Annotated in this window: 10 protein-coding genes; 7 read left to right on the top strand and 3 right to left on the bottom strand. The window is 67.3% G+C overall.

Features of this window, described 5'->3' with window-relative positions:
• Positions 1-55 precede the first annotated feature (55 nt).
• From B0W88_RS11590 to B0W88_RS11580, 3 genes are read right to left on the bottom strand one after another with little or no spacing between them, the layout of a single operon-like run.
• Positions 56-1081 (bottom strand): glycosyltransferase, encoded by a 1026-nt coding sequence (locus B0W88_RS11590; protein ID WP_077034816.1) that lies wholly within the window; start codon positions 1079-1081, stop codon positions 56-58.
• Positions 1082-1101: 20 nt separating this feature from the next.
• A complete protein-coding gene (locus B0W88_RS11585; protein WP_077034815.1) occupies positions 1102-2358 on the bottom strand; it encodes a pyridoxal-dependent decarboxylase, exosortase A system-associated in 1257 nt (418 codons plus the stop codon).
• A 28-nt stretch (positions 2359-2386) separates the two neighbouring features.
• The gene (locus B0W88_RS11580; protein ID WP_077034814.1) at positions 2387-3988 is read right to left on the bottom strand and encodes an acyl-CoA ligase (AMP-forming), exosortase A system-associated; all 1602 of its coding nucleotides are present in this window, start codon (positions 3986-3988) and stop codon (positions 2387-2389) included.
• A 159-nt stretch (positions 3989-4147) separates the two neighbouring features.
• Here B0W88_RS11580 and B0W88_RS11575 point away from each other — a divergent pair, with 159 nt between their 5' ends.
• From B0W88_RS11575 to B0W88_RS11545, 7 genes are all read left to right on the top strand, one after another.
• On the top strand, positions 4148-4399 hold the full coding sequence (locus B0W88_RS11575) for an acyl carrier protein (RefSeq protein WP_077034813.1): 252 nt from the start codon (positions 4148-4150) through the stop codon (positions 4397-4399).
• A 17-nt stretch (positions 4400-4416) separates the two neighbouring features.
• Positions 4417-5271 carry a hydrolase 2, exosortase A system-associated gene (locus tag B0W88_RS11570; RefSeq protein ID WP_077034812.1) on the top strand — a complete coding sequence of 285 codons (855 nt, stop codon included), beginning with the start codon at positions 4417-4419 and terminating at the stop codon, positions 5269-5271.
• Positions 5268-6137, top strand: coding sequence for a hydrolase 1, exosortase A system-associated (locus B0W88_RS11565; RefSeq protein WP_077034811.1), 870 nt, complete (start codon positions 5268-5270; stop codon positions 6135-6137). Before B0W88_RS11570 ends, B0W88_RS11565 begins: the two co-directional genes overlap by 4 nt.
• Entirely contained in the window at positions 6134-6859 is a 726-nt protein-coding gene (locus B0W88_RS11560) for an ABC transporter permease (RefSeq protein WP_144006725.1), read from the top strand. Before B0W88_RS11565 ends, B0W88_RS11560 begins: the two co-directional genes overlap by 4 nt.
• Before the next feature lie 52 nt (positions 6860-6911).
• Entirely contained in the window at positions 6912-8366 is a 1455-nt protein-coding gene (locus tag B0W88_RS11555) for a lipopolysaccharide biosynthesis protein (RefSeq protein WP_077034809.1), read from the top strand.
• Positions 8367-8379: 13 nt separating this feature from the next.
• Positions 8380-9453: a GNAT family N-acetyltransferase gene (locus B0W88_RS11550; RefSeq protein WP_077034808.1), complete on the top strand. Its 1074-nt coding sequence runs from the start codon at positions 8380-8382 to the stop codon at positions 9451-9453.
• Positions 9454-9731: 278 nt separating this feature from the next.
• Positions 9732-12475: Ig-like domain-containing protein (locus B0W88_RS11545; RefSeq protein WP_198937822.1), on the top strand; the 2744-nt coding region annotated here is incomplete at its 3' end.

Raw genomic sequence — 12475 nt, 5'->3', positions numbered from 1 at the left:
GAAAAGGGCAGTCCAGCGCTATCCGTCGAACGTCACCAGCGTCCAGTCTGTTCGATTAGGCCAGCATCTGCTCGGTAGCCCCCAGCACGCCGCGCGTGTAGGCAACCACCGTGTGGCGGCTCTCGTAGTGCTCGCGCGCCGCCGCACCGATACGTGCTCGCAGGGCCGGATCGGCTTCCAGCGTGCGGATGGCGTCGCGCAGCGCCTGTTCGGACGCGTGCTCGACGAAGTACAGCGTCTGCAGGTGCTCCCCGTACTCCTCCGTCGTCGGCGTGCGGCTGATGATCACCGGCTTGCCCATCGACATCGACTGGAGCAGCACCATCTGCCCGGCCGACAGTTCCGGATCCTTCAGCGTCACGACGACGAAGTCGGCGCCCGCGATCTGCAGGAAGTAGTCGTTCTCGAAGCAGCGACGGAACAGCTCGATGTGCGGACTCGCGGGCACGTCCTGCAGCGGCGCCTCGGTGTCGCAGACGATATGCAACTGCTTGTCCATACCCGCCCAGGCGCGCGCAAGAAGGGCGTAGTCGCGTTCGGCACGGCCAGCGCTCATCGCGTAGCCGCCCTCGCGGATCGCCTCTGCCGGCGGTCGCACGACGTTCAGCGCAAACGGCACGACGGCAAACTTCGTCTTCTTCAGCCTGAAGATCGACTTGTAGCGCGTCGTCTCCAGGGTCGAGTGGCAGATGATGCCGGTGCACAGGGACAGCACCAGCTTGAAGTACCAGCGCCGCAGTTCAGTGAGCCAGGCCGCCTTGCGCAGCGTGTAGATGAAGCCGACCATCACGATCGGCACGCGCTTGCCGCGCAGCACCTGCGCCAGCCAGAGCCCGAACACCTCCGGATCCGTACCGACGATGAAGACCTCGGGCCTGCGCTCGCCCTTCAAGGCCTGCCAGCCGGTCTTGAAGCCGAACGTGAACAGTCGCGGCAGTTGCGCGAGGAACTGCAGCTTCGTGCGGTAGCGCAGGCTCGGGAAGGCCGGCGCATGGACGACGGCCTCTGGCCATCCCTCCTGAAAGCGCTTGATCAGAGGCCAGTCAGGTTGCGCATACGCTTGCAGGATATGTCCGTACATGGTGGTTCGGGCGGGGGGATTCAGACGAGCACTTCGACACAGTGCGGGTGGCCAAGGAAATCCTGCGGGCTGGCGCTGCGGCCGTAGGCCCCGGACTGGAAGACAACGGCCAGATCCCCGACCTCTGCCACCGGCAGTTCCATCCGATCAGCGAGCAGGTCCAGCGGCGTGCACAGGGGGCCGACCACGGAGGCCTGCTCGCGCGCGGCACTGCCGGCCCTGTTACCGATCGTCGCCGGATAGTTCTTGCGGACGACCTGACCGAAATTGCCGGACGCGGCCAGGTGATGATTCAAGCCGCCATCGGCAACAAGATAGACCTGACCTCGCGAGACCTTGCGATCGACGATCCGCGTGACGTAGACGCCGGCCTCCCCGACGAAGTAGCGCCCCAGTTCGATGACGAGCGAAGCCTGCGGCATGTCGTTTGCAGCGCGGGCGACCAGCGCCTCCAGGTTGGCGCCGATCGGCGCCAGGTCCAGCGGCTGCTCACCCGGAAAGTACGGAATGCCGAAGCCACCGCCGAGGTTCAGGAACTTCACCGGCCCCGGTGCATCGGCGGCGAGCCGCAGCGCCAGTTCGTAGGACTTCTGCTGCGCCTCGCAGATCGATTCGGCCCGCAGGTTCTGCGAACCGGCAAACAGGTGAAAGCCCTCGAAAGCCAGCCCCATCCGGCCGATATCAGCCAGCAGCGCCGGCAGCAGTTCGGTGTCCACCCCGAACTGCTTCGGGCCGCCGCCCATCTTCATGCCCGAGCCCTTCAGCTCGAAGTCCGGGTTGACGCGCACCGCCACCCGTGCCGGCAGGCCCAGGCGCTGCGAAGCCTCGGCCAGCACCGGCAGCTCGCGCGCCGATTCGACGTTGACCAGCACGCCGGCCGCCACCGCCTGGCGCAGTTCAATGTCGCGCTTGCCAGGCCCGGCGAAGCTGATCTCGGCCGGGTCGGCACCACTGTTCAGCGCCACCTGCAATTCGCCGGCCGAAGCCACGTCGACGCCGTCGACGAGGCCGGCCATCAGCCCGACGACTGCAGGCATCGGATTCGCCTTCATCGCATAGTGCAGCTTCACCGCCTTCGGCAGCGCGTCGCGCAGCTGCGCGACGCGCGCCCGCAGCAGCTCGCGGTCGTAGGCGTAGAAAGGCGTCTGGCCGACACGCTCGGCCAGCAGCGAGACCTTCAACCCGCCGACGATCAACTCGCCATCGCGGACCTGGAACTGGGACATCGCCGCGTGCGCGGGCACGCGCCGGGGCTGGACTGGGGCTTCGTCGGACATCGTCTCGTGCAGGATCGGTGAAGGGGGATCAGGCCTGCGCCCGCTCGACCCACGCGGTCGAGAGCAGCTTGCGGTCGATCTTGCCGTTCGGGTTGCGGGGCAGCGGCCCGGGCTGGACCTCGATGCCGGAGGGCACCATGTAAGCCGGCATGCGCCGGCGGCATTCGGCCATCAGCGCAGCGAGATCGACGTCGGCCGCGCCCGCCGGCGCCGTCACGATCACCTGGATCGCCTGGCCCAGCGCCGGGTGGTCGACACCGAAGGCGACGCATTCGCCGACAAGTTTCGTCGCGTACAGCAGTTCCTCGACCTCGGTCGGGCTGACGCGGTAGCCCGAGGTCTTCATCATCTCGTCGCGCCGACCGACGAAGTACAGGAACCCTTCGGCGTCGCAGCGCACCGTATCGCCGGAGAAGACTGCGTACTCGGGCAGTTGCAGGCCGACAGGCCGGCCGTCGAGATTCGGTGGCAGAAGCTTGTAGCGCTCGCCCGTCTTCTCCGGGTCATTCCAATAGCCGAGGCCGACCAGCGCGCCGCGGTGCACGAGTTCGCCCGGCTCGTCCGCGGCGCAGGGCGTACCGTCCTCGCGCAGCACGAGGATCTCGGCATTCGGGATCGCCTTGCCGATCGAGTCGGGCCGTCGATCCACCTCGGACGGCGGGAGGTAGGTCGAGCGGAACGCCTCGGTCAGACCGTACATCAGGAAGGGCTTGGCCGAGGGCACGCGGGCCCGCAGCGCGTCCAGCGTCTCGCGCGGCATCCGACCGCCTGTGTTGGCGAAATAGCGCAGCTGCCCGTTGATCTCTGGCGGCCATTCCATCTGCGTCAGCTGGATGTACAGCGGCGGCACCGCCGTCAGCCCGGTCACCTTCTCGCGATCCAAGGCCTTCAGCACGTCGCGGGGCAGCAGGTAGTTCAGCAGCACCACGCGGGCGCCGCTGTGGAAGGCCGTCGTCAGTTGGCTGAAGCCGGCGTCGAAGGAGAGCGGCAGCGCGGCCAGCAGCGTGTCGTTCTCGTGGTTCTCGAGGTAGGACGCCACGCTTTTGGCGCCGGCCACCATGTTGCGATGCGACAGCATCACACCCTTGGGCCGGCCGGTGCTGCCGGATGTGTAGAGGATTGCGGCCAGGTCGGTGTCGATCGTCCGGTGGCCGGTACGGTGCGGCGCGTCGAGCAGCGCCGCCCAGCGATGCAACTCGACGCCGCCGTCAGCGGCGGATGCCTCGCCCCCCTCCGTGAGCACGACGTGGCGCAGCGCCTCGCAGCGCCTCAGTTCCTCCGCCAGCAGCGCATGGCGGTCGGGCGAGGTCACGAGCACTCGGACATCGCAGTCGCGCAGGATGAAGCCCACCTGCTCGGCCTTCAGCAGCGGATTCAGCGGCACGAAGGCAGCTCCTGCGGCCGGCGCGCCGAAGCTGGCGATCACCGTCTCGAAACGCTTCTCCAGGTAGATCGCGACGCGGTCTCCGCGACGGACACCCAGTGCCATCAAGCCGCCCGCGAAGGCTGTCATTGCCTCATCCAGTGCGGCATAGCCGAGGTTGGCGGCGCCGTGTGTCAAGGCAGTCGCCGACCCGCGCCAATCGGCCGCTCGGGAGACGAGTTCGTTCAGCTGGGTCGAATCGCGCATGCTTGCTGGCGGGTCAATGTTGCAAAAAAGTATCGCACAGCGATTTGACGAGCCGGGAGAGCAGCCCAGACCCGCGCTGTACGAACAGCTAAGATTCGCCCCCAATTCAGGCCCCTCTCAAAAACCAGGCGTGCCAGCCCGCCCTTCCCGGAAATCGACATGGATACCCAAAAGCAAGTGCTGCGCATCCTGGACGAGGTGTTGAGCCTCAACGGCCGCAGCGCGACGTTCGACCGCTCGACTCACCTGCTGGGTGCGATCCCGGAGCTCGATTCGATGGCCGTCGTCAGCCTGATCACCAGCCTGGAGGAGCAACTGGGCCTGATCGTCGACGACGACGAGATCGACGGCGAGACCTTTGCCACCGTCGGATCGCTGACCGATTTCGTGGCCGCCAAGTTGGCCGGCTGATCCGCCGCACCGACTCGATGGCCGCCGCGCCGCATGTCTTCTTTCTGCCCGACGAGCACGGCGGGCAGCGCTTCTGCATCCACCACCCCGCCCAGGGCGCAACACGCCGCGGCCAGGTGGTCTACGTCCATCCGTTCACCGAAGAGATGAACAAGTCGCGTCGCATGGCAGCGCTGCAATCGCGCGCGCTGGCCGCGGCCGGATTCGACGTGCTGCAGGCGGACCTGGCGGGCTGTGGTGACAGCAGCGGCGACTTCGGCGATGCCGGTTGGCAAACCTGGGTCGACGACGTGCTGCGCGCGCGCCGCTGGCTGAGTGAGCACGCCGCCGGTGCTCCGCTCTGGTTCTGGGGCCTGCGCGCCGGCTGCCTGTTGGCCGCCGAAGCCGGCCAACAGCTGGACGAGCCCGTCAACTACTGCTTCTGGCAGCCCGCGACGAGCGGCAAGCTCGTGCTGCAGCAATTCCTGCGGATCAAGGTCGCGGCGGAGATGATGAACGGCGCCAACAAGGGCTTGATGGACGAACTGAAGCGGCAACTCGCGGACGGTGGGTCGATCGAGGTCGCTGGCTACCAGGTGTCGCCTGATCTGGCACATGGCATGGAGCAATCGCAGCTGATGCCGCCGTCGGGCGGCTCCGGTCGCGTGGAATGGCTGGAGCTGACGACGCGCGGCGACCCGCAGGACGACGTGCAACTGTCGCCGGTGTCCGCGCGAGCGCTGGCGCAGTGGTCGGCGGCCGGCTTCCAGTGCAGCAGCCGCATCGTCCACGGACCGTCGTTCTGGCAGACGACCGAGATCGAGGATGCGCCCGAGCTGCTGCCCGCCACGGTGGCAGCGCTGACCGCAGCGGAATCGGCCGACGTCGCATGAGCTGCGTCGAAAGCATCCTGCCCATCGAGCCTGCCGGCGCGCGCCTGCTCGGCATTCTGGCGCTGCCGGCCGACCCGGCCGCTGTCGTCCGCAGTGCGACGGTCATCATCGTTGGCGGGCCCCAATACCGTGTCGGCAGCCACCGGCAGTTCACGCTGCTGGCTCGTCGCCTCGCCAGCGAAGGCATCGCCGTGCTGCGCTTCGACTACACCGGCATGGGCGACAGCGAAGGCCCACAGCGGCAATTCACCGACGTCGGCATGGACGTCAAGGCGGCGGTCGATGCACTGCATGCCAGGCTGCCGGGTCTGCAGGCCGTGACCTTGTGGGGCCTGTGCGACGGAGCCTCCGCCGCGCTGCTCTATCTGGACGAGACCACCGATCCGCGCATCAAGGGCCTGTGCCTGATCAATCCTTGGGTGCGCTCGGAGCAATCGTTCGCCAAGGCGCAGGTGAAGCACTACTACGCGTCGCGGCTGAAGCAGGCGGAGTTCTGGAAGAAGCTGTTGTCGGGCAAGGTGGCGATGACCGCGCTGCGTGATCTGGCCGATCATCTGCGAGCTTCGTTCGGTGGATCCGTGGACAAGCCCGGACAGCAGGCCTCCCTGTCCTACCAGCAGCGGATGGCACGGACTTGGCACGCCTTCCCGGGCCCGATCCTGCTGATGCTCTGCGGGCGCGACGTGGTGGCCCAGGAATTCCAGGACTACGCCAGGTCGGCCGCCGACTGGTCCGGCGCGATGAAGCGCAGGGGCCTGACCATCCAGGCCCTGCCCGACGCGGACCACACCTGCTCGAACGCGACGGCTCGCCAGCAGGTCGAGGCGTGCACGCTGGCCTGGCAACGTTCGCTGGTTACAGCATGAACGACAACGAAATGAGGACGGGACACTCCATGCGACGGTTCGCGCGACTGACGGCACTGACGCTGTTCCCCTTGCTGCTGGCGCAGACGGGTCATGCGCAGCAGGACAGCCCGGAGCCATGCGGGCCCTTGCGGCCGCCCGGCCAGTACGGCCCGTTCGACTATCGCAAGGACGCCGACAAGTTGCAGATCGTCCACGAGCACCACTTCTCTCCGCAAGTCGAGATGCTGATCCGCGGCCAGGAAGGCCCCATCGGCGGCGACCTCGACTACGTGCTGCGGGCGTTCCCGAACCACGCTCGCGCGTTGATCGCAATGGCCGATCTGGGCGTCAAGGACAAGACGGTGCAGCCGCGCGGCGCGCACTACCAGGTCGAGTGCTATTTCGAGCGAGCCATCCGCTTCGCGCCCGACGACCAGGTCGTGCGCATGTTGTACGTCACCTACCTGACCCGGCTGGCGCGCACGCAAGAGGCGCGCACGCAGCTCCGCGCTGCAGAAGGTCTGGCGGGCGACAACCCGTTGACCTACTACAACATCGGGCTGCTGTATTTCGACCTGAAGGACTACGACAACGCCCTCACGTTCGCGCACAAGGCTCGCGCGCTGGGCGCGCAGCAGACCGGCCTGCAGCAGAAGCTGACCCAGGCCGGCCGCTGGGCCGAGCCGGCGCCGGAAGCGGCCAGCGCGCCGGCCAGCTCAGTCGCATCGGACGCCAGGTGAGGACTGCCGGCAAGGCAGCACCGGCGCGCCCGCAAACGCCGGAAATTTCATCATGAGCACCCGGCGCGCGCTGGCCTTCTCGTTCCTCGACCGCTATTCGGCGCTGCTGCTGTCCATCGTCGCGTCGATGGCGGTCGCGCGACTGCTGACGCCGGCCGAACTGGGCGTGTTCTCGGTGTCCATGGTTTTCATCATGTTCATCTCGGCGATGCGCGACCTCGGCGCCGGGCAGTACCTGGTGCAGGAGAAGGAGCTGACGCCCGATCGCATCAGCGCCACCTGGACCGTCCTGGTGGGCACCGGCGCGCTGATGGCCGTGATCGTTCTGGCGGCGGCCTATCCCGTGGCGGCCTTCTTCCACGAGCCGCGGATGGTGCCCATCATGTGGGTGATCTCGCTGAACTTTGCGGTCAATCCGCTCGGCTCGATGACCTACGCCTGGCTGATGCGCGAAATGCGCTTCGACGCCCTGGCGATGATGCGCTTCAGTGCCAGCGTCGCCGGCTCGATCACCTCGGTGCTACTAGCGTGGCGAGGCTTCGGACCGATCAGCCTGGCCTGGGGCAACCTGGCATCCACGCTCGTCAATGCCGCCGTCTCGCTGCGCTTCCGCCCGGCTCACTTCGGCTGGCGTCTGGGAACGAAGGACCTGCGCCGCGTCGTGAGCTTCGGCGGGAGGATCTCCGCGACCAGCGTGGTGCTGAACATCGGTGCCGGCGCGCCTGAGTTCATGCTCGGCAAGTTGCAGAACCTCAGCGCGGCCGGCCTCTACTCGCGCGGCAACGGCCTCGCTGCGATGTTTCAGAAGCTGGTGCTCGACGCCACGGTCACTGTCGCGATGCCGCTGCTGGCCAAGGAGCACCGCGAGTCGGGCCGCATCGGCGAGCCGCTGGTGCGCGCGCTCACCTACGTGACGGCGCTCGGCTGGTCCTTCTTCGCCGGCATCGCGCTGCTGGGCTACCCGCTGGTACGGCTGCTGTACGGCTGGCAATGGGACCAGTCGGTGCCGCTGATGCGCTGGCTCGCGCTGGGCATGTCGATCGGGCTGCCCGCGGCGCTGTGCCCCCAGGCGCTGACGGCGATCGGCCGCGCAGGACAGATCCTGCGCGCCTCCTTGACGGTCCTCGTGATCCAGGTCCTGTGCATCGGTGCCGGAGCCTCACACAGCCTCCAGGGTGCCGGCATCGGCTTCTGCGCGGCGCAGTGCCTGGCACTGCCGGTGTGGGCCCGCATCTGTGCGCGGCAGTTCGAAGTCCCCTGGGCGGCCCTGGTCCGGGGGCTCCTGCGCAGCATCGGCGTGGCCGCGTTCACCAGCCTCGCGCCCTTGGCCATCCTGCTGTGGGTGGGCGATCGGCCGGACCGCAACCTCGCTGCCGTGATCGGCGCAGGTGGCGCCGGCCTGGCGGCCTTCGTGCTGGCGGTCCATCTGTTCAAGCACCCGATCGGCGAAGAGCTCGCCTGGCTGGCGGGCAAGCTGCCATGGCGGCGCACCAAGCAAGAGAGCTGACCCCCGAAGCGCCATGGACACCACGATCTCGGCTTACGCCCGCCCGCAGGACCTGCCCGCCGACGCCCGGCGCTTGCTGGAGCGCGCCGGCGCCCGCAACCTGGAGCTCGGCTATGACTGGTTCTCCAACCTGGTCGATACCGTCTACAAGGACTCGCCCGACCTGCGCTTTTACGTGATGCGGCGGGCCGGCACACCGGTGGCGCTGCTGCCGGTCCGCGTGGAGACGGTACGCTTCGGCCAGCAGGTCGCAGCCTTGTCCAATTTCTACAGTGCGTTGTACGAGCCGGCGTTCGACGAAGGCCTTGACGCGGACGCACTGAAGCCGCTGTTGCAGGCGATCCGCAAGGACTTTCCGCGCGCCTACAGCCTGTGGTTCTCACCGATGGACCCGCAGTCGCAGGCCTACAAGCTGCTGATCGGAGCCTGCCGCAGCAGTGGCTGGGCGGCCTTCGAGTTCTTCTGCTTCGGCAACTGGTTTCTGCGCATCGAGGACGCCTGGACCGGCTATTTCCAGAAGCGCGCCGGTGCGGTCCGCAGCACGGTCAAGCGCATGTCCAAGAAGTTCGCAGCTGCCGGCGGCCGCCTGCAGATCGTCCGCGAACTGGCCGATCTGCCGCAGGCGATCGCCGCCTACGAGCACATCTACGGCCGGAGCTGGAAGAAGCCCGAACCCCATGCGGACTTCATTCCGGGCCTGATCAACACCTTCGGCCAGGCAGGCCAACTGCTCATGGGCGTGGCCTGGCTAGGCGAGCAAGCGATCGCCTCGCAGCTGTGGCTGGTCGGTGCCGGCCGAGCCGAGATCTTCAAGCTCGCCTACGACGAAGAGTTCAAGGAGTTCTCGCCCGGCACGCTGCTGACAACGCTGTTGATGGAACAGGTGTTCGAGCAGGTGCAGGAGATCGACTACCTGATTGGCGACGACACGTACAAGTCGGCCTGGATGGCAGAGCGCCGTGAACGCTGGGGCTTCGTGGCCTACCGGCGCGCGTCGCTGGCCGGCAGCCTCGCGATCCTGCGCGAGAGCGCTACGCGCCTGCTGAAGCGCCTGCGCGCCACGCCGGCTGAGAAGACTGCGCCATAGCGGCGCGCACCCCGGGCGCCTGAAGGCGACACATGCACAAGATTGACGATTGAACAAGGCATCTCGTCGCAAACACCCTCTGTTGCGGGATGACAGGTAGGGATTGACCCTGCATCATTCCGCTGATGAACGTGACTGCCCCCCTCTCCCGTCTGCTGGCTTCGGTTTCAGTCGTATTCCTGCTGGCCAGTTGCGGCGGCGGTAGTTCCGACAGCGACACCGAACGGCAGGCGGCCGACGCGGGCCCGACGGCAAAGCGGCTGTCGGCCGGGGACGCAATGACCGCCACGGCACCCGACCTGGTCGGCACATGGTCGCCGCTGCCAAATCCGAACTATGCGCCACCCGCCGGTCCCTACGGCCGCGTGTGGACCGAGATGACCTGGGACTCCCAGCGCGGCGAGATGGTCATATGGGGCGGCAACGGCGGTGTCGCCCAGTACAACAACGACATGTGGTCCTACAACGCCGCCAGCGGTAACTGGACCCAGCTCGATCCGTACACAGCCTGTCCCGGCACCGAGGGTTTCACCAAGCCCAATGGCAGCGACGACAGCGCGTTCAAGTACGACCCGGTCAACAACCTCTACTGGCTGTTCGGCGTTACCAGCGGCTATCGCTGCGACGCGAACGGCGCGCTACGCACCGCCGGTGCCGGCACGACGACTACCTCCATCGTCGACCCCAACCTGGCCGGCGCGACCAACGGCTACTACACCTACTGGCACGTCTTGACCGGTGCGTACGACGTTGCCATCACGGGCTACGACGCCACGAGCAAGACGCTGACGCTGGCGTCCGCTGTGCCGACGCTGCAACCCGGTGCCAGCTATCGAATCTATGCGTCCACCACGGCCGGGGTCTGGTACTTCGACCCGACGACGCAGCAGTGGACCGGCCAGAACCCGCCCGGTGGCAGCACGAGCCTGACGCCCGGCGCGCGCCGCGCGTCCGCCACCGCCTATTCCAGCGCCGATCAGGCCTTCATCCTCTGGGGCGGCGCGCTGGCGAGCTTCGACGACGCGAGCGTCTGGAAGCTCGATGTGAACACGAAGCTGTGGACGAAGCTGCCGGTGCCGGCGGTCACCCCATCGGGTCACGGCGAAATCCTGAACTCGATGGTCTACGACAAGGCCAACGATGTCTTCATCATGTTCGGCGGCATGTGCAACGACGTGCCGAAGTGCGCAGCCAACAGCCTTGGCGACGAAACCTGGGTCTACTCGCTGAAGACGAACACCTGGCGCAACATGAAGCCGAGCACGGCGCCGAGCGCGCGCGCCAAGCAGGTGATGGCCTACGACGAATCGGCCGGCGTCACCGTGCTGTTCGGCGGCCTCACCAACGATGGCAGCGCCAACGGTGAAACCTGGTACTACCACTATCCGAGCAACACCTGGAAGCAGTTGCAGCCGATGGCCGCGCCGCTACCGCGCTACCTGGGCCAGATCGCGTATGACCCGGTGCAGCGGCGAACCGTCGTGTTCGGCGGCGGTGGCACCGGCGTCGGCGCCGAGATCTGGGCGCTGCGCCTGACGCCATCGGCCAGCGCACCCAGCGTCACGCTGACGCTGCCGACGAATGGCTCGACCGTCAGCGGCCCGGCTTCGGTGTCTATCCAGGCCTCCGCCAGCAGCGCGAACAGCACCATCACCAAGGTCGAGTTCTATGCCGGCACCACCAAGCTCGGCGAAGCCGCCACAGCGCCCTACGCGTTCAACTGGACCGGCGCCGGCTATGGCAGCTACTACATCAGCGCCGTGGCGACCGACGCCAATGGCATCGCCACGACCTCGGCTCCAGCGCTGATCACGATCAATCCGCCTGGCAACACCGCACCGACGGTCGTCCTGAGCACGGCCAGCGTGGGCTCCAGTTCACCGGCCACGGTCACGCTCGGCGCCACCGCCAGCGATGCGGGCGGCACTGTCAGCAAGGTCGAATTCTTCGCCGGCACGACCAAGATCGGGGAAACCACGAGTTCCCCGTACACCCTGAGCTGGACGGGTGTTCCGGCGGGCACCTACAGCATCACCGCCCGCGCCACCGACAGCGGCGGCGCCTCGGCCACCAGTGCCGCGGTCAGCATCACGATCAATCCACCGGCTCATGCGATTCCGACCGTCACGCTGAGCGCCCCCGCAAACAACACCACCTACGCTTCGCCCGCCACGGTGACGCTGACAGCCACCGCCGCCGACACCGACGGTGCCATCACCACCGTCGACTTCTACAACGGCAGCAGCAAGATCGGCACCGCCACCAGCGCCCCCTACAGCTTCAGCTGGACCAACGTGGCCGCTGGCAGCTACACGCTCACCGCAGTCGCCACCGACAACGGCGGCCTGTCGGCCACGTCCAGTCCGATCTCGATCCGCGTCGTCGACGCGACGCCACCGGGATCCGTCCTCAACGTCGCGTTGGCCGCCAACGGCGGCGTTGCCTCGGCATCGTCGACCGCCAGTTCTTCCTATCCGGTGAGTTCGATCAACGACGGCGACCGCCGCGGCAACAAGTGGGGCCAGGGAACCGGCGGCTGGAGCGACAACAGCTTCGGTACCTATCCCGACTGGGCGCAGATCACCTTCTCCGGCGTCCAGTCGATCAGCCAGATCAATGTCTACACGCTGGCCGACAACTTCGCCTCGCTGGGCAGCGACCCGATTTCGAGCACCACCTTCACCCAGTACGGCATCACCTCCTTCCAAGTGCAGTACTGGACCGGCAGCGCCTGGCTGGACGTACCCGGCGGCAACGTCACCGGCAACAATCTGGTGCTGCGCAGCTTCGCGTTCCCGGCCATCAGCACCGACCGGATCCGCGTGCTGGTCAACGGCGCCATCGGCGGCAACAGCCGCGTCGTCGAGCTGGAAGCCTGGAGCGCCACGTCGACCAACGCGGCCCCGAGCGTGTCGATCACCGCGCCGCCCAACGGCACCAGCTACACCGCGCCAGCCAGGATCACGCTAAGCGCGACCGCCGCCGACAGCGATGGCACGATCGCCAAGGTGGAGTTCTATGC

It is taken from the genome of Pelomonas sp. KK5 (assembly GCF_001984095.1).
In the GTDB taxonomy this organism is placed as follows: domain Bacteria; phylum Pseudomonadota; class Gammaproteobacteria; order Burkholderiales; family Burkholderiaceae_C; genus KK5.
This window is presented reverse-complemented; position numbering and strand designations above follow the sequence as displayed.